17 protein-coding genes are annotated in these 19,649 nt (G+C 74.8%); 11 read left to right on the forward strand and 6 right to left on the reverse strand.

What is annotated here, in order from left to right:
- The first annotated feature begins 23 nt into the window (after positions 1–23).
- Positions 24–2,387: a CDP-alcohol phosphatidyltransferase family protein gene (locus QSK00_RS21265; protein WP_285593822.1), complete on the forward strand. Its 2,364-nt coding sequence runs from the start codon at positions 24–26 to the stop codon at positions 2,385–2,387.
- 273 nt (positions 2,388–2,660) lie between these two features.
- On the opposite strand, the gene QSK00_RS21270 is transcribed toward QSK00_RS21265, so the two are convergent.
- Positions 2,661–3,074, reverse strand: coding sequence for a GlcG/HbpS family heme-binding protein (locus QSK00_RS21270; RefSeq protein ID WP_285593824.1), 414 nt, complete (start codon positions 3,072–3,074; stop codon positions 2,661–2,663).
- A gap of 284 nt (positions 3,075–3,358) precedes the next feature.
- Between QSK00_RS21270 and QSK00_RS21275 the strand changes: the two genes are divergently transcribed.
- On the forward strand, positions 3,359–4,450 hold the full coding sequence (locus QSK00_RS21275; RefSeq protein WP_285593826.1) for a glycerate kinase: 1,092 nt from the start codon (positions 3,359–3,361) through the stop codon (positions 4,448–4,450).
- On the opposite strand, the gene QSK00_RS21280 is transcribed toward QSK00_RS21275, so the two are convergent.
- Together QSK00_RS21280 and QSK00_RS21285 are read right to left on the reverse strand one after the other, a co-directional pair.
- Entirely contained in the window at positions 4,426–5,799 is a 1,374-nt protein-coding gene (locus QSK00_RS21280; RefSeq protein ID WP_285593829.1) for a PQQ-dependent sugar dehydrogenase, read from the reverse strand. The two genes, QSK00_RS21275 and QSK00_RS21280, sit on opposite strands and share 25 nt — an antisense overlap.
- A 61-nt stretch (positions 5,800–5,860) precedes the next feature.
- Positions 5,861–6,106, reverse strand: a complete 246-nt coding sequence (locus QSK00_RS21285) for a hypothetical protein (RefSeq protein ID WP_285593831.1) — start codon at positions 6,104–6,106, stop codon at positions 5,861–5,863.
- Between the two features lie 113 nt (positions 6,107–6,219).
- On the opposite strand from QSK00_RS21285, the gene glyA reads away from it, so the two are divergent.
- The 7 genes from glyA (at position 6,220) to QSK00_RS21320 (ending at position 15,554) form a co-directional block, all read left to right on the forward strand.
- Positions 6,220–7,515 (forward strand): serine hydroxymethyltransferase, encoded by a 1,296-nt coding sequence (gene glyA, locus QSK00_RS21290; RefSeq protein ID WP_285593833.1) that lies wholly within the window; start codon positions 6,220–6,222, stop codon positions 7,513–7,515.
- A complete protein-coding gene (locus QSK00_RS21295) occupies positions 7,512–8,747 on the forward strand; it encodes a sarcosine oxidase subunit beta family protein (protein WP_285593835.1) in 1,236 nt (411 codons plus the stop codon). Before glyA ends, QSK00_RS21295 begins: the two co-directional genes overlap by 4 nt.
- A gap of 34 nt (positions 8,748–8,781) precedes the next feature.
- The gene (locus QSK00_RS21300; protein ID WP_285593837.1) at positions 8,782–9,078 is read left to right on the forward strand and encodes a sarcosine oxidase subunit delta; all 297 of its coding nucleotides are present in this window, start codon (positions 8,782–8,784) and stop codon (positions 9,076–9,078) included.
- Positions 9,075–11,831 carry a 2Fe-2S iron-sulfur cluster-binding protein gene (locus QSK00_RS21305; protein ID WP_285593839.1) on the forward strand — a complete coding sequence of 919 codons (2,757 nt, stop codon included), beginning with the start codon at positions 9,075–9,077 and terminating at the stop codon, positions 11,829–11,831. Before QSK00_RS21300 ends, QSK00_RS21305 begins: the two co-directional genes overlap by 4 nt.
- Positions 11,821–12,453 carry a sarcosine oxidase subunit gamma gene (locus QSK00_RS21310; RefSeq protein ID WP_285593840.1) on the forward strand — a complete coding sequence of 211 codons (633 nt, stop codon included), beginning with the start codon at positions 11,821–11,823 and terminating at the stop codon, positions 12,451–12,453. Before QSK00_RS21305 ends, QSK00_RS21310 begins: the two co-directional genes overlap by 11 nt.
- A gap of 29 nt (positions 12,454–12,482) precedes the next feature.
- Positions 12,483–14,954, forward strand: coding sequence for a GcvT family protein (locus QSK00_RS21315; RefSeq protein ID WP_285593841.1), 2,472 nt, complete (start codon positions 12,483–12,485; stop codon positions 14,952–14,954).
- Between the two features lie 87 nt (positions 14,955–15,041).
- Positions 15,042–15,554 (forward strand): cyclodeaminase/cyclohydrolase family protein, encoded by a 513-nt coding sequence (locus QSK00_RS21320; protein WP_285593842.1) that lies wholly within the window; start codon positions 15,042–15,044, stop codon positions 15,552–15,554.
- On the opposite strand, the gene QSK00_RS21325 is transcribed toward QSK00_RS21320, so the two are convergent.
- Entirely contained in the window at positions 15,547–16,221 is a 675-nt protein-coding gene (locus QSK00_RS21325) for a GntR family transcriptional regulator (RefSeq protein ID WP_502872061.1), read from the reverse strand. The two genes, QSK00_RS21320 and QSK00_RS21325, sit on opposite strands and share 8 nt — an antisense overlap.
- Before the next feature lie 86 nt (positions 16,222–16,307).
- On the opposite strand from QSK00_RS21325, the gene QSK00_RS21330 reads away from it, so the two are divergent.
- Together QSK00_RS21330 and purU are read left to right on the forward strand one after the other, a co-directional pair.
- A complete protein-coding gene (locus QSK00_RS21330; protein WP_285593846.1) occupies positions 16,308–17,681 on the forward strand; it encodes an L-serine ammonia-lyase in 1,374 nt (457 codons plus the stop codon).
- Positions 17,682–17,691: 10 nt separating this feature from the next.
- Positions 17,692–18,540: a formyltetrahydrofolate deformylase gene (purU, locus tag QSK00_RS21335; RefSeq protein WP_285593849.1), complete on the forward strand. Its 849-nt coding sequence runs from the start codon at positions 17,692–17,694 to the stop codon at positions 18,538–18,540.
- Between the two features lie 7 nt (positions 18,541–18,547).
- Here the strand turns inward: purU and QSK00_RS21340 are convergent, their stop codons facing one another.
- Entirely contained in the window at positions 18,548–19,345 is a 798-nt protein-coding gene (locus QSK00_RS21340) for an IclR family transcriptional regulator (RefSeq protein ID WP_285593851.1), read from the reverse strand.
- Positions 19,346–19,446: 101 nt separating this feature from the next.
- Positions 19,447–19,629 (reverse strand): hypothetical protein, encoded by a 183-nt coding sequence (locus QSK00_RS21345; protein ID WP_285593855.1) that lies wholly within the window; start codon positions 19,627–19,629, stop codon positions 19,447–19,449.
- Between the last annotated feature and the right edge of the window lie 20 nt (positions 19,630–19,649).

Here is a 19,649-nt window from a genome sequence, read left to right on the forward strand (position 1 = left end):
GGCCTCGGGGAGGATCGTGCTCCATGGCCGCTCCGGACGCGACCCCCGAGCCACCCTCGCGGGCCCTGCATCCCCCGCTCGTCCTCCAGCTCACGACGGCGGGTGTGGTCGGGTCGGGCCTGCTCGCCGGCCTCGTCACGACGACGGGCCTCGGTGGCGTCGGGCTGTCCGGCGGCCTGCTCGTGCTGGTCCTCTCGACGGCGCTCCTGGCGCGCACCGGGGCGTCCTCCCTCGGGCCCGCCGGCTCCGTGACGCTGCTGCGGCTCGTCCTCGTCGCCGGCGTCGCCGCCCTGGCCGTGCATCACCTGTCCGGGCGGCCGATCCCGACCGCCGTGCTCGTCGGGCTCACCGTGGCCGCCCTCGCGCTCGACGCGGTCGACGGGTGGATCGCACGCCGGACGGACACCTCCACCGACCTGGGTGCCCGGTTCGACATGGAGACCGACGCGTTCCTGCTGCTCCTGCTCGCGGTGCACGTCGCGGCCGACCTCGGCCCGTGGGTGCTGCTCGTCGGCGGGATGCGCTACCTGTTCGTCGCGGCCGGCTGGATCTGGCCGTGGCTGCGCGGCGAGCTCCCACCCCGGTACTCCGCGAAGGTCGTCGCCGCCCTGCAGGGCATCGCGCTCGTCGTCGCGAGCACGCGGCTGCTGCCCGGCTGGGCGAACGCCGCGCTGGTCGGGACGGCGCTCGTCGCGCTGGTGTGGTCGTTCGGGGTGTCGGTCGAGCACCTCGCCCGGGCGCCGCGGACGGCCCGGCCGCCCGCACCCGACGTCGGGAGGGACCTGTCGTGGTGGCGCGGGCTCGCGACCGGACTCGCGGTGCTGGTGCTCGCCGTCGTGCTCGTGGCCCCACGCGACCCGTCGGCCCTGGTCTGGGGCTCCTACCTGCGGCTCCCGGTCGAGGGGATCGCCGGGCTCGCGCTCCTGCTGCTCCTGCCGGCGCGGTGGCGACGACCGCTCGCGCTGGTCGCCGGCGTCGCGCTGGGGCTCGGCGCGGTGTTCACCGCGTTCGACGTCGGGTTCGTCTCGGTGCTCGCGCGCCCGTTCGACCCGGTGCTCGACAGCCCGCTGGTCGCCGACGGCGTGGGCTTCGTCGGCTCGACCTACGGGGCGACCGCCGAGGTCGCGGCGATCGTCGGGGCGGTGGTGCTCGCGGTCGTCCTGGTCGGCGGGCTGGGGCTCGCCGCCCGGCGGGTCGTCGGCGCGGCGTCACGGCACCCGCGCGGGTCGATGCGGGTGCTGGCCGCGCTCGGCGGGGTGTGGCTGGTGGGTGCGGTCGCCGGACTCACCGCCGCCCCCGGCGTGCCGGTCGCGGCGGCGACCACGGCGGCCGCGACCGTGGACCGCGCCGACCGGATGCGGACGGCGTTCGCCGACGCCGCGCGCTTCCGCGCCGAGTCGGGTCGCGACGCCTGGGCCGCGACACCCGGTCCCGACCTGCTCGGCGCGCTGCGCGGCAAGGACGTCGTCGTCGCGGTGGTGGAGAGCTACGGACGCTCCGCACTGGCCGACCCCGGTCTCGCCGCGACCGTCACCCCTGCGCTCGACGCCGGCCAGGCCCGTCTGGACGGTGCGGGCTACGGCGTGCGCAGCGGGTTCCTGACGTCGAGCGTGGTCGGCTCGGGCAGCTGGCTCGCGCACGCGACGCTGCTCTCGGGACTGCGTGTGGACAACCAGCAGCGCTACCTGACGCTGACCTCGTCGGACCGGTTCACGCTCTCCGGCGCCTTCGCCCGCGCCGGATGGGAGACGGTCGCGGTCCAGCCCGGCACCACCCGCGCCTGGCCGGAGGGGCGGTTCTACGGCTACCAGCGGGCGTACTCGGCGCACGACCTCGGCTACCGCGGACCGTCCTTCGGCTGGGCGTCGATGCCCGACCAGGTCGTCCTCGACCGGCTCTCGCGTCTCGAGCTCGACCGGGCCGACCGGGGGCCCGTCATGGCCGAGGTGGACCTCGTGTCGAGCCACGCGCCGTGGACCCCGGTGCCGCGGATGGTGGACTGGGGCGCGATCGGGGACGGATCGGAGTTCGACGCCCAGGCCGTGCCCGGTGCCGTCGGGCGCAGCGACGCGCAGGTGCGCGCCGACTACGCCGGCTCGGTGGCCTACACGATGGACGCCCTCACCTCGTGGGTGCAGCGGTCGGCGGACCCGAACCTCGTCGTCATCGCCGTCGGCGACCACCAGCCCGCCCTCACCGTCACCGGGCCCGGTGCCGGTCGGGACGTGCCGGTGTCGGTGCTGAGCCGCGACCCGGCGGTGCTCAACCGCATCGGGTCGTGGGGTTTCACGTCGGGGCTGCGCCCGGCCGCCGACGCCCCGACCTGGCCGATGGAGGCCTTCCGCGACCGGTTCCTCGGCGCCTTCTCCGGCCCGCCGACGCAGTGACCCGAACATGTGACCGCCGTCACAGTAGCCCGGGTTAACGTCCGGGAGGCGGCGAGCGAATCCATCTGCGAGCCCGGCGCCGTCAGACCCCCGACCTGACGGCCCGGGCTCGTTCATTCTCCGGGTCCGCACCTCCGGGCAGGACGCGCGACGGGCACCCGCCCGGCCGTCCCCCGACGGCGGCCGGTGCCGATGCCCGTCGCCGGATCAGCGTAACCCGTCCGTGGAACCGACCGGACGGTTCGTTCCCGGGATCCGGCGTGGTGAGGTCGGTCAGAACGCGGCCGCCGCGGCCTCGACGATGATCCGGTCCTGCTCGCCGGTGCCCCCGGACACCCCGACGCCGCCGACGACGTTCCCGTCGCTCCCGTGCAGCGGCATCCCTCCGGCGAAGATCATCACTCGGCCGTGGTTCGACTCGGCGATGCCGAAGAACTGCCCGCCGGGCTGGGAGTTCGTCGCGAGGTCGGCGGTCGCGGTGTCGAAGGCCCGCGCGGTGAACGCCTTGTTGATCGAGATGTCGATGCTCCCCATCCAGGCGTCGTCCATCCGGATGTGGGCGACCAGGTTCCCGCCCACGTCGACCACCGCGACGTTGCTGGGGGACCCGATCTCCCGCGCCTTCTGCTCGCCGGCGGCGATCACCCTGCGGGCATCGTCGAGGGCCACGGTCTCGAGCTGTCGCACGGGTTCCTCCTGCAGGGTCCGGCCACCACGGTGGGCGGTCCGTCGGGTACGTCCGGTCCAGCTGGCCGTGGCCGGGTCCTTCGCACTCCCGTCGCGCGACGCGCTCCAGGCATCCTGCTCGACCCGGTCCGGGGTGCGCCTCGACCCCGGAGGACCGGCGACGGAGCGCTCGTCCGGCCCGTCGGGCCACCGACGCCCGGTTCCCGACGACGCCGGAACCCGTCCGCGGTCGCCGGGACGGACGCCTCTCGACGTGGCCGCGGCCGCGAGGCAGGCTGCCCGCCGTGCACGTCCTCGTCGCGCCGGACAAGTTCAAGGGTTCGCTGCCCGCCGTCGAGGTCGCGGAGGCGATCGCGCGGGCGCTCACCGACCACGGCCACACCGTCGAGCTCTGCCCGATCGCCGACGGCGGCGACGGCACGGTCGACGCGGCCGTCGCGGCCGGGTTCGACCGCTGCGCGCTGACCGCGTCCGGCCCGACGGGGGAGCCGGTCGACACGTCCTTCGCGCGGTCCGGTGACACGGCGGTGGTGGAGCTCGCCGACGTGTGCGGCCTCGTCCGGCTGCCCGGCGGGGTCCTCGAGCCCTACGCCGCCTCCTCGTACGGCCTGGGGGAGGTGGTGCGCGCCGCGCTGGACGCCGGGGTCCGGCGGGTCGTCCTCGGCCTCGGCGGCAGCGCGTCCACCGACGGCGGGGCGGGACTCGCCCAGGCGCTCGGCGCGGCGCTGCGCGACGCCGACGGTGCCGTCCTCCCGCCCGGGACCGGCGGCGGGGGACTCCCCGCCGTCGCGACCGTGGACCCGCCGTCAGGGACCGCCGCGGAGATCGAGGTGGCCTGCGACGTCGACAACCCGCTCCTCGGGCCGTACGGGGCCGCCGCGGTCTACGGACCGCAGAAGGGCGCCGGCCCCGAGGACGTCACGACGCTCGACGCCGCGCTCGCGCACTGGGCCGACGTCGTCGGCCGCGAGCTCGTCGAGGAGCCCGGGGCGGGCGCCGCCGGGGGAGCGGGTTTCGGGCTCATGACGCTGCTCGGTGCCCGCCTCCGCCCCGGGTTCGACCTGGTCGCCGAGCTCCTCGGCTTCGACGACCGCCTCGCCCGCGCGGCCCTCGTGATCACCGGCGAGGGCCGCCTGGACGCCCAGACGCTGCGCGGGAAGGGCCCGGCCGGGGTGGCGGCCCGGGCCCGGGCCGCCGGGGTGCCGGTCCTGGCGGTGGCCGGCCGCGTCGACCTCGCCCCCGACGAGCTCGCCGGAGCGGGCATCGTCGGGAGCGCCGCCCTGCTCGACCTCGAGCCCGACCTCGACCGCGCGCAGGCGCACGCGGCCGAGCTCGTGACCCGCAGCGTCGATCAGTTGCTGCGCACGACCCGATAGATCGCCCCGGCCCCGTCGTCGGAGACGTAGAGCGCGCCGTCGGGCCCCGGCACGGCGGCGACCGGACGTCCCCACCGCGACCCGTCGGGGGCCTGGAAGCCGCCCACGAGCGTGCGCTGGTCGCCCATCCGACCGCCCGACCACGGGAAGAACGACACCTCGGGGGCCCGCGGCGCCGTCCGGTTCCACGACCCGTGCACCCCGGCGACCGCGCCCTCACCCAGCCCCGGGAGGTCGGCGAACGCGAGCCCGAGCGGCGCCGAGTGGGCGCCGAACGTCTGCTCGATGGGCGGCAGCCTGGAGCAGTCCAGCTTCGAGCCGTCGGCGTTGGTCTCGACGTCCCGGGTGAACGGCAGGTCGGCGGTCCGCAGCGGCGAGTCCGCCTGCCCGGGCTGCACGTCGGGCTCCGGGTTGCAGTACGGCCAGCCGAGGTCGCGGCCCGGCGTCAGCGCGGCCAGCTCCTCCGGCGGGTGGTCGTTGACGTACTCCGGCAGCACCTGGCCGAACTGCGCGCCGGGCCAGGGGTAGGCGATGTTGTCGCGGTTGTTCACCGCGGTCCACAGGCGACCGTCGGGGGCGAAAGCGAGCCCGGTGCCGTTGCGGACGCCGCGGGCGAACACCTCCGGGGTGTTCGAGCCCGCCGGGACGCGCAGGATCGCGGCCCGCTGCGGGGTGGCGTCGCGGTCCTGCGGGGAGACGTTCGCGGTGGATCCGACGGAGACGTAGAGCGCCTTGTCGGGCCCGACGACCACGGTCTTGAGCGCGTGCGCGTACGCCCCGCGCAGGTCGGGGCTCTTGGCGTCGGGCAGGCCGGGCACGACGACGCGCTTCCCGGTGGCCACTCCGTTCGCGTAGTCGAAGGCGGAGATCTGGTCGCTCTCGGCGACGTAGAGCGTGCCGCCGTCGAAGGCCATGCCGTGCGGCTGGGTCAGGCCGGAGAGCAGTGTCGACTGCTGCGGCGCCGCCCCGTTCACGCCGGGGACGAGGCGGGTCACCTCGCCGCTGCCCGGCAGCGACACCAGCAGCGACCCGTCCGGCGCCCACGTCTCGAGGCGCGCCTTCGGGACGCGCGCCCACACCGTGACGGTCCACCCGGGCGGGGTCAGCACCGACCGGGGCGTGTCGAAGGGGGCGTCGCCCATCCCGGCCGGGACGGTGACGGCGGTCTGCACCAGCCCGTCCGGGGTGGCGGCGACCGGAGCGGTCGCGGCCACCGGTGAGGGCGGGCTCGCGGGGGAGGAGCCGCCGGAGGACCCGCCGTCGGACGAGCAGGCGGCGGACAGGAGCAGCAGGGCGGTGGCGCCGGCGAGGCCGAGACGGCGGGCGCGCACGAGACGGGGTGCGGTCATGGCACCTGCCAGCGTGACCGCTCCCGCCCGCCGTCACCACTCGGGGGTCACCGGGGCGAGCTCAGACCGCGGGCCGGAACTCCGCCCACAGGGCGCCGGGCTCCTCCACCGCGCACGAGCGCAGCACGTACCCGTGCCGGCGGGCGACCTCCGCGACGGCGGGCTCGTTCGCCGCGCGGATCGTGCACCCGAGCGCGCTCTCGCGGCCGGTGCGGGCAGCCAGCCAGCGGTCGAGGCGGGCGACCTCGTCCTCGACGGTCCGGGACTCGGTGCGGGACTCGGTCCGGGGCTCGATCCGGGTGGTCATGCGGGCTCCCTCCGGGGGCGTTCGTCTCGTGACGAGGTGAGTGTTGACCCTCGTCGGCACGCGTGTCTACAGTCCTCGGCAGTTGATATATCAGTCGGCGATCTGGAGCGGCGATGAGCACGACGACGGTGGGGACGGGGCCCCGCACGGACCTCGACGGGTCCCTGGCGGAGGTCGACCCCGAGGTGCACGCCGCGGTCGTCGGCGAGCTCTCCCGCCAGCACCGCACCCTCGAGATGATCGCCAGCGAGAACGTCGCGCCGCTCGCGGTGATGGCGGCGCAGGGCTCGGTGCTCACGAACAAGTACGCCGAGGGCTACCCGGGCCGGCGCTACTACGGCGGGTGCGAGCACGTGGACGTGGTCGAGACCCTCGCGATCGAGCGGCTCAAGGACCTGTTCGGCGCCGAGTACGCCAACGTCCAGCCGCACTCCGGGGCGCAGGCCAACGCCGCCGTGATGGCCGCCCTGCTCACGCCGGGCGACACGATCCTGGGCCTCGACCTCGCGCACGGCGGTCACCTGACCCACGGCATGCGCCTCAACTTCTCGGGCCGGCTCTACGACGTCGCCGCCTACCACGTCCGCGCCGACGACCACCGCGTCGACATGGACGAGGTCGCCCGGCTCGCCCACGAGCACCGGCCGAAGCTGATCATCGCGGGCTGGTCGGCCTACCCGCGCCAGCAGGACTTCGCGGCGTTCCGGCGGATCGCCGACGAGGTGGACGCCTACCTCATGGTCGACATGGCGCACTTCGCGGGCCTCGTCGCCGCGGGCCTGCACCCGTCGCCCGTGCCGCACGCCCACGTCGTCACCTCGACCACCCACAAGACCCTCGGCGGCCCGCGGGGCGGCGTGATCCTCGCGGCCGACCGGTCGCTCGCGAAGCCGCTGAACTCGGCCGTCTTCCCCGGTCAGCAGGGCGGGCCGCTCGAGCACGTGATCGCCGCGAAGGCCGTCGCCTTCAAGCTCGCGGGCACGCGCGAGTTCCGGGAGCGCTGCGAGCGCACCCTGGCCGGCGCGCGCATCCTCGCCGAGCGCCTCCTCGGCGAGGCGGGGGTCGGGGTCGTCTCCGGCGGCACCGACGTGCACCTGGTGCTCGTCGACCTGCGTGACCACGAGCTCGACGGCAAGCAGGCCGAGGACCGGCTGCACCGCGTCGGCATCACGGTCAACCGCAACGCCGTCCCGTTCGACCCGCGCCCGCCGATGGTCAGCTCCGGCGTCCGCATCGGCACCGCCGCGCTCGCCACCCGCGGCTTCACCGCCGACGACTTCCGCGAGGTCGCCGAGGTGATCGCCCGGGCGCTCCGACCCGACGTCGGCGAGATCGAGCTCGACGCCCTGGCCTACCGCGTCGCCGCGCTGGCCGACCGCCACCCCCTCTACCGGGAGTTGCAGCCGTGAATTCCCCCGTTCCCCCCGGCGCCGCCCTGCCGGATCACCCCGACTTCCTCTGGCGGACGCCCGAGCCGAAGCCCTCCTACGACGTCGTCATCGTCGGCGGTGGCGGACACGGCCTCGCCACCGCCCACTACCTCGCGCAGAACCACGGCATCACGAACGTCGCCGTGCTGGAGCGGGGCTGGCTGGCCGGCGGAAACATGGCCCGCAACACGACGCTGATCCGCTCGAACTACCTCTGGGACGAGTCCGCGGCCATCTACGAGCACTCCCTGAAGCTCTGGGAGGGCCTCGAGGACGACCTCGGCTATCCGATCCTGTTCAGCCAGCGCGGCGTGCTGAACCTCGCCCACACCGAGCAGGACGTCCGCGACTCGGTGCGTCGCGTGGAGGCCAACCGCCTCAACGGCATCGACGCGGAGTGGCTGGGCCCCGACGAGGTCGCGAAGATCTGCCCGATCGTCAACGTGTCCGACGACATCCGCTATCCGGTGCAGGGGGCCACCTACCAGCCCCGGGCCGGTATCGCGAAGCACGACTACGTCGCCTGGGGCTTCGCCCGCCGCGCCGACGAGGCCGGCATCGACATCATCCAGGACTGCGAGGTCACCGACTTCGTGGTCGACGGCGACCGGGTCACCACCGTCCGCACGTCGCGCGGCGACATCGCCTGCGGCACCGTCGCGCTCTGCGCCGCGGGCCACACCTCGGTGCTGCTCGACCGCCTCGGTGTCCGCACCCCGCTGCAGTCGCACCCGCTGCAGGCGCTGGTCTCGGAGCTGCTCGAGCCCGTCCACCCGACGATCGTCATGTCGAACGCGGTGCACGTGTACGTCTCCCAGGCCCACAAGGGCGAGCTGGTGATGGGCGCGGGCGTGGACGGCTACAACGGCTACGGCCAGCGCGGCGCCTTCCACGTGATCGAGCGCCAGATGGCCGCCGCCGTCGAGCTCTTCCCCGTCTTCGCCCGCGCCCACCTGCTGCGCTCCTGGGCGGGGATCGTCGACGTCACCCCCGACGCCAGCCCGATCGTCGGGCACACGCCGTACGCGAACGTGCTGGTGAACGCGGGCTGGGGGACCGGCGGCTTCAAGGCCACGCCCGGCATCGGCTGGGCCTTCGCCGACACCGTCGCCCACGGCCGCCCGCACCCGCTCGTCGCCCCGTTCGCCCTCGACCGGTTCGTGACCGGCGCGCTCGTCGACGAGCACGGCGCCGCCGGCGTCGCGCACTGACCGCCCCGACCCGCACCCACTTCGGAGAACCGCCGTGCAACTGATCACCTGCCCCTGGTGCGGGCCGCGCGAGGAGACCGAGTTCCGCTACGGCGGCCAGGCCGACCTCGCCTACCCGGCCGACCCGTCCGCCCTCGACGACGAGCAGTGGGCCCGCTTCCTGTTCTTCCGCGACAACCCCAAGGGCACGTTCGCCGAGCGTTGGTGCCACGACGCCGGGTGCCGCCGCTGGCTCCGCGCCGTCCGTGACACCCGCACCTACGTCTTCGCCGAGACGGGCCCCTACGGGTCCTTCCCCCGTCGCTCCGCTCGCCCTGAGAGGTCCGCATGAGCCGCGTCGACGGGTACGGCCGGATCGACCGCACCCGGACCCTCGCCTTCACCTTCGACGGGGTCGGCTACACCGCCCACCCCGGCGACACCCTGGCCTCCGCCCTGCTCGCCCACGGCGTGACCACCCTCGGCACGAGCATCCGGCTCGGCCGCCCCCGCGGGGTCATGGGCGCCTGGACCGAGGACCCGGGCGGCCTGGTCCAGATCGAGGAGCCCTTCCCCGAGCCGATGCTCCTGGCCACCACGGTGGACGTCGTCGACGGTCTCGTCGCCCGCGGCGTCGCCGGCCAGGGCCGCCTCGCCGAGGTGGCCGACACCGCCCGCTACGACCACCGGCACGTCCACTGCGACGTCCTCGTCGTCGGCGCCGGCCCGGCCGGACTCGTCGCGGCCCGCACCGCGGCGCGCGCCGGGCTCGACGTCGTGCTCGTCGACGACCGCCCCACCCCGGGCGGCACCCTCACCGGCACCGAGACCGTCGACGGCCGCCCCGCGCCGGAGTGGGTCGACGCCGTCGTCGCGGAGCTGGCCGCCGCGCCGCACGTCACGCACCTGCAGGCCACGACCGCGTTCGGGCACTACGACGACGGGTTCGTGCTCGCCCTCGAGCGGCGTGGTGAGGGCTCCGACGGCGGTGCCCGGGCGCGGGACCACCGCATCCGGGCCGGTCGGGTCGTCGTCGCGGCCGGCGCGATCGAGCGCCCGATCGTCTTCGAGGACGACGACCGCCCCGGCGTCATGCTCGCCTCCGCGGCCCGCGATCTGCTCCACCGCCACGGCGTCCTCGCCGGGCGGGAGGTCGTGGTCTTCACCGTCGACGACAGCGCCTACGCCGCCGCGCTCGACCTCCGGCAGGCCGGCGCGTCGGTCCGGGTGCTCGACGGGCGATCCGAGGTCCCGCCGGGGTGGACCCGCCGGTGCGCGGAGCTCGACGTGCCCGTCGAGGCCGGCACCGACGTCCGCGGCACGCTCGGGTCCGACCGGGTCCGCGCCGCCCTCGTCGGGGAGTCCCGGCGGGAGGTGCCCTGCGACCTGCTGCTGGTCAGCGGCGGCTGGAACCCCACGGCCCACCTGTTCAGCCACGTCGGCGGGCCGTTGCGCTGGGACCCCGAGCTCGTCGCCTTCCGTCCCGCGGGGGAGCTGCCCCGCACCACGGTGGTGGGCGCGGCCAACGGCACCTACGCGCTCGCGGACGTGCTGCGCGAGGCGGGCGGGGAGGACGCCCCGACCGCCCCGCCGGAGGAGATCACGCCGCGGGGGATGCTCTGGCGCACCGCCGGTGACCCCGCGCGCCAGTTCGTCGACATCGCCCGGGACGCCACGGTGGCGGACATCGCCCGCGCGGTCGGCGCCGGGATGACCTCGGTGGAGCACGTCAAGCGCTACACGACGATCGGCACCGCGCACGACCAGGGGAAGACCTCCGGGGTCCTCGCCTCGGGCGTCACCGCGGAACTGCTCGGCCGGCCGGTCGAGTCGCTCGGCACCACGACCTTCCGCCCGCCGTTCACCCCGGTGCCGTTCGCGGCCCTGGCGGGGCGGGACCGCGGCGACCTCTTCGATCCGGTCCGCACCACCGCCGTCCACGCGTGGCACGTCGCTGCGGGCGCCGTGTTCGAGGACGTCGGCCAGTGGAAGCGGGCCCGGCACTACCCCGCGCCCGGCGAGGACATGGCCGCGGCGGTGCTGCGCGAGTGCGCCGCGGTGCGGGGCTCCGTCGGCATCATGGACGGCTCGACGCTCGGCAAGATCGACGTGCGCGGGCCGGACGCCGGGGTGCTGCTCGACCACCTCTACACCAACCTCATGAGCACCCTGAAGGTCGGCCGCGTCCGCTACGGCGTCATGTGCGGCAACGACGGGATGGTGTTCGACGACGGGACGGTGCTCCGCCTCGCCGAGGACCGCTTCCTCGTCACCACGACGACGGGCAACGCCGCGCACGTCCTGGACTGGATGGAGGAGTGGCTCCAGACCGAGTGGCCCCACCTGCGGGTGCGGCTCACCTCGGTGACCGAGCAGTGGTCGATCTTCGCGGTCGCCGGGCCGCGCTCCCGCGACGTGGTCGGGCGCGTCTTCGGTGACGTCGACGTCTCGAACGACGCCTTCGGCTTCATGACCTGGCAGGACACCACGCTCGACGGCGTCCCGGTCCGCCTCGCGCGCATCTCGTTCTCCGGCGAGCTGGCCTTCGAGGTCAGCGTCGACGCCTGGCACGCCCCCGACCTGTGGGCCCGGCTCGTCGCCGCGGGCGCCGAGGACGGCATCACGCCCTACGGCACCGAGACGATGCACGTCCTCCGCGCCGAGAAGGGCTACCCGATCATCGGGCAGGACACCGACGGCACCGTCACGCCGCACGACCTCGGGATGTCATGGGCGGTGTCGAAGAAGAAGCCCGACTTCGTCGGGAAGCGCTCCTTCGCCCGCCCGGTCGCCACCGACCCGCAGCGCAAGCAGCTGGTGTCGCTGCTGCCCACCGACGCGACGACGACGCTGCCCGAGGGATCGCAGATCGTCGCCCTTCCCGACGACGGGCGGCTGCCGCCACCCCCGGTGCCGATGCTCGGCCACGTCACCTCCAGCTACCGCAGCGCCGCCCTCGGCCGGCCGTTCGCGCTCGCCCTCGTGGCGGGCGGGCGCGACCGCGTCGGCGAGGTCGTCGGCATCCCCGTCGGCGACATGCTCATCGCCGCGCAGATCGGCGGGACCGTCCTGGTCGACCCCGAAGGAGCCCGTCGTGACGGCTGAACTGTCCAGCGGGGTCGAGCTCCGCTCCGCTTCGTCTCCCGTCGTCCTCACCCGCCGCCACCCGCTGGAGGGTCGCCGGGCGACCCTCGAGGCCCTCACCGGCGAGCCCTCGATCACCCTCGAACCCCTCGTCAGTGCCGTCGACCTGCGCGTCGACCCCGACGGGGGCGCGCCGGAGGCGATCGCCGCGGCCCTCGGCGGCACCCTGCCCCGCTCGCCCGACACGTGGACCGAGCTGCCCGACGGCGTCGCGCTGCGCCTCGGCCCCGACGAGTGGCTGCTCACCAGCGCCGCCGCCGACCCCCACCGCTGGGAGGACCGGGTCGACGCCCTCGCGGCCCCGCACGGCGGGATGGCCGTGGACGTCTCGGCGCAGCGCGTCGGCCTGCGCCTGCACGGCCCGGCCGCCCGCGACCTGCTCGCCTTCGGCTGCTCGATCGACCTGCGGCCCACCGCGTTCGGCCGCGGCCGCTGCGCCCAGACGCTCTTCGGCCAGGCCGCGGTCCTGCTCGTCGCCCACGCCGAGGACGACCTCCGCCTGCACGTCCGCACCTCGTTCGCGGGCTACGTCGTCGACCGCCTCGTCGACACCGCCCGATCCCTCCGGCCCACCCCCGCCTGATCCCCGCCTGATCCCCGCCAGGAGACGCCATGAGCACCACCCCCCGCGTCGTCGTCATCGGTGCCGGGATCGTCGGCGCCAACCTCGCCGACGAGCTGACCGCCCGCGGCTGGACCGACGTGACCGTCCTCGACCAGGGGCCGCTGCCCCTGCCCGGCGGCTCGACCTCCCACGCCCCCGGCCTGGTCTTCGCCACGAACACGTCGCGGACCATGACCGAGTTCGCGACCTACACGAAGGAGAAGCTGGCGTCGCTCGACGTCGACGGCGCCTGGTGCTTCAACCGGGTCGGCGGCCTCGAGATCGCCACCACGCCCGAGCGGCTCGCGGACCTGCACCGCAAGCAGGGCCTGGCCACCTCCTGGGGCGTGCCCGCCGAGGTCGTCGACACCGAGCGCTGCCGGGAGCTGCACCCGCTGCTCGACCCCGACCTGGTCCTCGGCGGCCTGCACACGCCCACCGACGGCCTCGCCAAGGCGTCGCGCACGGTCGTCGCGCTCATGCGGCGGGCGCAGTCCCGCGGGGCGGTCTTCCGCGGGTCGACCCGGGTCACCGGGGTCTCTCAGCAGGGCGGCCGCGTCACGGGCGTGCGCACCGACGCCGGCGAGGTCCCGGCCGACGTCGTCGTGTCCTGCGGCGGATTCTGGGGACGGGCTCTCGGCGAGCTCGTCGGGATGCGCGTGCCCCTGCTCCCGCTCGCCCACCAGTACGTCTTCACCGGTCAGGTCCCCGCCCTGGTCGGCCGCAACGACGCCGACGTCGAGGCCCGGCTGCCGATCCTGCGCCACCAGGACCAGGACCTCTACTACCGCGAGCACGACGACCGCCTCGGCATCGGGTCCTACGCCCACCGGCCGATGCCGGTCGCGCTCGACGAGCTGCCCGACGTGGGCGTCGACGTCAGCGACTCCCGGCAGCCCTCGATGCTGCCGTTCACCGAGGAGGACTTCGCCCCGCAGTGGGAGCACAGCCGCACGCTGCTGCCCTCGCTGCGCGACTCGAAGATCGACTCCGGGTTCAACGGCATCTTCTCCTTCACCCCCGACGGCGGGCCGCTCATCGGGGAGTCGCCGGAGGTCGCCGGGTTCTGGATCGCCGAGGCGGTCTGGGTCACCCACTCCGCCGGGGTCGCGCGCAGCGTCGCGCAGCTCCTGGTGGACGGGCGCAGCGAACTCGACCTGCACGGCTGCTCCGTGCACCGGTTCTCCGAGTTCGAGACGACCGACGAGTTCGTCTCCGAGACCGCGCAGCAGAACTTCGTCGAGATCTACGACATCGTGCACCCGCTGCAGCCCCGGCTCTCGCCGCGCGACGTGCGGGTCAGCCCGTTCCACGCCCGCCAGAAGGACCTGGGCGCGGTCTTCCTGCAGGCCCACGGCTGGGAGCGCCCGCACTGGTACGAGGCCAACGCCGGACTGGTCGCCGAGCTCCCGGCGGAGTGGGCGCCCCCGCAGCGCGACCCGTGGGCCGCCCGCTTCCACTCGCCGATCGCGGCGGCGGAGGCCTGGAGGACGCGCACCGCGGTCGCGATGTACGACATGACGCCGCTGACCCGGGTCGAGGTCAGCGGTCCGGGTGCGGTGTCGATGCTCGACCAGATCACGACCGGGAAGATGGACAAGTCCGTCGGCTCGGTCACCTACACCCTCGCCCTCGACGAGGCGGGCGGCGTGCGCAGCGACCTCACCGTGGCCCGGCTCGGGGACGACGAGTTCCAGGTCGGCGCGAACGGACCGCTCGACGTCGAGTACCTGCAGCGGGTCGCGGCCGACCACCCGGACGTCCACGTCCGCGACGTCACCGGCGCCACCTGCTGCATCGGCGTCTGGGGCCCGCTCGCCCGCGACCTCGTGCAGCCGCTGACGTCGACCGACCTCTCCCACGAGGGCCTGAAGTACTTCCGGGCCACCCGCGCGACGATCGCGGGCGTCCCCGTCGTCGCGATGCGGCTCTCCTACGTCGGGGAACTCGGCTGGGAGATCTACACGAGCGCCGAGTACGGCCAGCGGCTCTGGGACGCCCTGTGGCGGGCCGGGCAGCCGCTGGGGGTCGTCGCCGCGGGCCGCGCCGCGTTCAACAGCCTGCGTCTGGAGAAGGGCTACCGCGCCTGGGGCACGGACATGACCAGCGAGCACGACCCGTACGAGGCCGGGCTCGGCTTCGCCGTGCGTCCCTCGACGAAGGGCGACTTCGTGGGGCGCGCGGCGCTCCAGGGGCGCAGCGCCGACACGGTCACCCGCCGGCTCACCTGCCTCACCGTCGACGACGGCCGCAGCGTCGTGCTCGGCCACGAGCCCGTGCTCGTCGACGGCGAGCCCGCCGGCTACGTCACCTCGGCCGCGTTCGGCCACACCGTCGGCCGGCCGATCGCCTACGCCTGGCTCCCCGCGGGCCTCGAGCCGGGCGACGCCGTCGACATCCGGTACTTCGGGTCGCCCGTCCGCGCCACGGTCGCGGCCGAGCCGCTCGTCGACCCGGAGATGACCCGCATCCGGCGCTGAGCGTTCGGGTACCGCGGCCACCCGTCCACCCTCGACCCCCGTGCGGCGACGTGCACCGCCGCGCGGGCTCCCCCCCGAGAGGCCCCCGTGCGGAATCGGACCATCGAGGCGTACCTCGCGGACCTGGCGTCCCCCCACCCCGTGCCGGGCGGGGCCACCGGCGCCGCACTGCACGCCGCGCAGGGCGCGGCGCTCGTCGCGATGGTCGCGCGCCGCAGCGACGGCGGCGCCGCGCCGGCCGACGTCGTCGTCCGGATCCGCGAGCGCGGCGACGCGCTCCGGGAGGTCGCCCTGGACCTCGCCGACGCCGACGCCGGAGCCGTCGCGATCCGGGTCCTCGAGGTGACCGAGGAGCTCCTCACCCTGGCCGAGACGCTGCGGCCGCTCACGGTCCGCGCCGTCGCGCCCGGCGTGGCGGCCGCCGCCGAGGCCCTGCGCGCGGCGGCGGGCACGGCCCGGGTGACCGTCGAGGTGGATCTGGTCGACCGCACCGAGCCGACCGCGCGCGAGGAGCTGCTGGAGGCCGTCGACCACGTCGACGACCTGGTGCTGCGCGCGGCCAAGGTGACCGCCGCCGTGCGGGAGCAGATCGTCAGATGACCGCGCGGATGGCCTTCTCGAAGCCCTGGACGTGCTGACGGGCCCGGCGGGCGGCCGCGTCGCCGTCGCCGTCGGCGATGGTGCGCAGGAGGCCCGCGTGCTCCTCGACGTGCGACACGAAGTCGGGCATCCGGTCGAGGAACAGGCAGAAGATGCGGGTGGCGAGGTTGTCGTAGCGCACGAGCGTGTCCTCGAGGTGCGGGTTGCCCGCCGCCCGGTAGATCGACCGGTGCACCCGGAGGTCCCAGCGCATCAGCTCGTCGCGGGTGAGGGTCGGGACGTCGAGGGCCTCGGTCGCGTCGGCGAGCTCCCGCAGCTCGGCCCGGGCCTCGGCGCCGGTCGCGTCGGCGGCACGCCGGGCGGCGAGCGGCTCGAGCTGGACCCGAATCTCGGAGATGTAGGCGAGGTCGGTGATGTCCACGGCGGTCGCGAAGGTGCCGCGCCGGGCGTAGGAGACGACGAGCCGGTCGACCTCGAGGCGCTTGAGGGCCTCCCGGACCGGCGTCCGGCCCACGCCGAGCGACGAGACCAGGCCCACCTCGTCGATCGGGGACATCGGCGGGATGTCCAACATGATCAGCTTGTCCTGGATCGCGGAGTAGGCCTGCTCCGACAGCGACAGCGGGCTGGACGGCGCGTCCGGAGTAACGGTCACGACACCGATCATAACGGGTGGCCGCGCAGTCTTCACAGCCTTGCCGTCAACTCATATATTAGTTGCGTACGCGAGCGCTCGGCGAGGCGGGAGACCAGATGAGCATCTCGGTGTTCGACCTGTTCACGGTGGGGATCGGACCGTCGTCCTCGCACACGGTCGGCCCGATGCGCGCGGCCTTCCTCTTCGCCACCCGCCTGCGGGAGTCCGGGGTGCTCGACCGGGTGCAGGGGGTGCGCTGCGAGCTGTTCGGCTCACTGGGCGCCACGGGCCACGGGCACGGCAGCGTGCCCGCCGTCGTCCTGGGCCTGCTGGGGGAGCAGCCGCACCTGGTGGACCCGGCGTCGACCGGACCGCTCGTGGCCGCCGTGCGCGCGGAGGGCTCGCTGCTGCTCGCCGGCAAGCACCCGGTCGCCTTCGACGTCGAGGCCGACGTGGTGCTGCACCGGCGGGCGACCCTGCCCGCCCACAGCAACGGGATGGTCTTCGCCGCCCACGACGCCACCGGCGCCGTCGTCGACCGGCGCACCTACTACTCGGTCGGCGGGGGGTTCGTCCTCGACGAGGACGAGACCGGCGCCCCGGTGGTGCGCGAGGCGGAGGTGCCCGTCGCACTCCCGTTCGCGAGCGGGGACGAGCTCGTGTCGCGGGCGTGCACGGCGGGCCTGCGGATCAGCGACGTGGTGCTCGCCAACGAGGCCGCCTGGCGCCCGGAGCCGGAGACCCGCGCCGGGCTGCTGCACCGGTGGGCGGTGATGCGGGAGTGCGTCGAGCGCGGGTCCACCGCCGAGGGCGTGCTCCCCGGCAGCCTGCGGGTCCGGCGGCGTGCGGCCGCCATGCGTCGCCGCCTGGACCTGGACACCACCGCGGGGACCGACACCCAGCCGGGCGACCACGTCGCGCTGTGGGCGCTCGCGGTCAACGAGGAGAACGCGGCGGGCGGGCGGGTCGTCACCGCTCCGACCAACGGGGCGGCGGGCATCGTGCCGGCGGTCCTGCACCACGCCGCCCAGGTCCTGCCGGGATTCTCCGACGACCACGTCGTCCGGTTCCTGCTCACCGCGGGAGCCGTCGGGATGCTGTTCAAGCGCAACGCGTCGATCTCCGGCGCGGAGGTCGGGTGCCAGGGCGAGGTCGGGTCGGCCTGCTCCATGGCCGCCGCCGGGCTCGCCGAGCTGTTCGGCGGCACCCCGGAACAGGTGGAGAACGCGGCCGAGATCGGGATCGAGCACAACCTGGGGCTGACCTGCGACCCCGTGGGCGGCCTCGTCCAGATCCCCTGCATCGAGCGCAACGCGGTCGCCTCGGTGACGGCGATCACCGCGGCGCGGATCGCCGTGCGCGGCGACGGCGCCCACCACGTGTCCCTGGACCAGGCCATCCGCACGATGCGCCGGACCGGGGCCGACATGTCGGTCAAGTACAAGGAGACGGCCCGCGGGGGTCTGGCTCTCACCGTCGTGGAGTGCTGAGGAGACGATCATGACCGGCACGCTGACGCTCACCCTGAGCTGCCCGAACCGCAGCGGCATCGTCCACGCGGTGTCGAGCCACCTCGCCGCCCGCGGGTGCGACATCGTGGAGCACCAGCAGTTCGACGACGCGGTGCGGCGGCGGCTGTTCCTGCGCACCGAGATCGCCGTGCCCGACGGCACCTCCGTGGAGGAGGTCGAGGAGGGCTTCGACGCGGTCGCGGCCGCGTTCGACATGGAGCACACGTTCCACCCGGCCCGCCCGGTCCGCGTCCTCGTCCTGGTCTCGCGGCTCGGACACTGCCTGAACGACCTGATCTACCGCTGGCGCTCGGGCGGGCTGGGGGCCGAGCTCATCGGCGTCGTGTCGAACCACGAGGACCTGCGGCCGATGGCCGAGGCCGCGGGCCTGCCGTTCGTGCACCTGCCCGTCACGCCGGCGACCAAGGCCGACGCCGAGGCCGAGCTGCTCGCCGTCGTCGACCGGCTGGACGCGGAGCTGGTGGTGCTCGCGCGCTACATGCAGATCCTCTCGGACACGACGTGCGCTGCCCTGCGCGGGCGGGCGATCAACATCCACCACTCGTTCCTGCCCGGGTTCAAGGGCGCCAAGCCCTACCACCAGGCCTACGACCGCGGGGTGAAGCTGGTCGGGGCCACCGCGCACTACGTGACGGCCGACCTCGACGAGGGCCCGATCATCGAGCAGGAGGTCATCCGGATCGACCACTCCTACGACCCGCACGCCCTGCAGATGGTGGGGCGGGACGCCGAGGCGCTCGCGCTCTCGCGGGCGGTGCGCTGGCACTGCCAGCACCGGGTGCTGCTCGACGGCCACAGCACCGTCGTCCTGCGCTGATCCCGGATCAGACGGGGCGGTGGCCGAGCTTCGCGGAGATCTCGGCCGCCCCCTCCTTGAGCTCCGCCACGACGGCGCGGGCGCGGCGCCGCGGCAGCCGGTAGGCGGGCCCGGTGACCGAGAGGGCCGAGCCCACGGTGCCGTCGGCCGACACGACGGGGACGGCGACGGCGTGCATCCCCACCTCGAGCTCCTCGAACGAGCGGGCGTAGCCCTCGTCGAAGACGCGCGCGAGCTCGATCCGCAGCGCCGCCGGGGTCACGATCGTCTCCTCGGTGAACTGCTCCAGCGGGCGACGCAGGACCCGTCGTCGGTCCGTCGTGTCCATCCAGGCGAGCAGGACCTTGCCGGCCGAGCTCGCGTGCAGCGGGGTCCGCCGTCCGACCCAGTTCTCCGAGATGACGGAGGCGGTGCCGCTCTCCTGGGCCACCGTGATCCCGGCCTCGCCGTCGCTGACCGCGATGTTCACGGTCTCGCCCAGCGACTCCGCGAGGCGCTGGCAGACCGGTTGCCCGAGCCGGGAGACGTCGAGCCGCGCGGTCGTGGCGGACGCGAGCCGGATCAGACCGAAGCTCAGGGCGTACCGGCCCCGGTCGCCGTGCTGTTCGAGCAGGGAGCGGCGCTGCAGGGCCGCGACCAGCCGGGAGGCCGTCGACTTGTGGACGTCGAGCGCTGCGGCGATGTCGGTGATCGCGGCCTCGCCCTGTTCGGCGACGAACTCGAGGATCGCCACGGCCCGGTCGACCGACTGGACCGCGCCGACCTTCTCACCCGGCGCCGGTGCGGGGTCGATCGACGCTGACATCGTCGGAGGCTACCTGACTGCTCGGGCCCGTCCGTGGCCCGTCGAGCAGCCCTGACAGGCCCTGACGTGCGCGGACGGACAGGGAGACGGTGGGGGACGGGTCAGGCGCGGTCGTCCTCGGGGAGGGCGCGCGCGAGGTCGCGGAGCAGGAAGGGCAGGCGCCCGGCGCACCGCGGGCAGACGCAGTCGCTGCCGTGGACGGCGAGCTGGTCGGCGACCGCGAAGGCGTCGGCCAGGGGCTCGGCGGCGACGGGGTGGGGGGTGGGATCGGGATCGGCGCTCATGGCTCGTCTCGTTCGTCCGG

It is taken from the genome of Actinomycetospora sp. NBRC 106378 (assembly GCF_030269685.1).
Taxonomy (GTDB): Bacteria; Actinomycetota; Actinomycetes; order Mycobacteriales; family Pseudonocardiaceae; genus Actinomycetospora.

Excerpts from the sequence above, each read along its gene's own strand:
- glyA (WP_285593833.1), top strand. The coding sequence starts at position 6,220 with ATGAGCACGACGACGGTGGGGACGGGGCCCCGCACGGACCTCGACGGG.
- QSK00_RS21280 (WP_285593829.1), bottom strand. The coding sequence starts at position 5,799 with ATGACCGCACCCCGTCTCGTGCGCGCCCGCCGTCTCGGCCTCGCCGGC.
- QSK00_RS21330 (WP_285593846.1), top strand. The coding sequence starts at position 16,308 with ATGAGCATCTCGGTGTTCGACCTGTTCACGGTGGGGATCGGACCGTCG.
- QSK00_RS21345 (WP_285593855.1), bottom strand. The coding sequence starts at position 19,629 with ATGAGCGCCGATCCCGATCCCACCCCCCACCCCGTCGCCGCCGAGCCC.
- QSK00_RS21305 (WP_285593839.1), top strand. The coding sequence starts at position 9,075 with ATGAGCCGCGTCGACGGGTACGGCCGGATCGACCGCACCCGGACCCTC.
- QSK00_RS21340 (WP_285593851.1), bottom strand. The coding sequence starts at position 19,345 with ATGTCAGCGTCGATCGACCCCGCACCGGCGCCGGGTGAGAAGGTCGGC.
- QSK00_RS21285 (WP_285593831.1), bottom strand. The coding sequence starts at position 6,106 with ATGACCACCCGGATCGAGCCCCGGACCGAGTCCCGCACCGAGTCCCGG.
- QSK00_RS21265 (WP_285593822.1), top strand. The coding sequence starts at position 24 with ATGGCCGCTCCGGACGCGACCCCCGAGCCACCCTCGCGGGCCCTGCAT.
- QSK00_RS21325 (WP_502872061.1), bottom strand. The coding sequence starts at position 16,221 with ATGATCGGTGTCGTGACCGTTACTCCGGACGCGCCGTCCAGCCCGCTG.
- QSK00_RS21315 (WP_285593841.1), top strand. The coding sequence starts at position 12,483 with ATGAGCACCACCCCCCGCGTCGTCGTCATCGGTGCCGGGATCGTCGGC.
- purU (WP_285593849.1), top strand. The coding sequence starts at position 17,692 with ATGACCGGCACGCTGACGCTCACCCTGAGCTGCCCGAACCGCAGCGGC.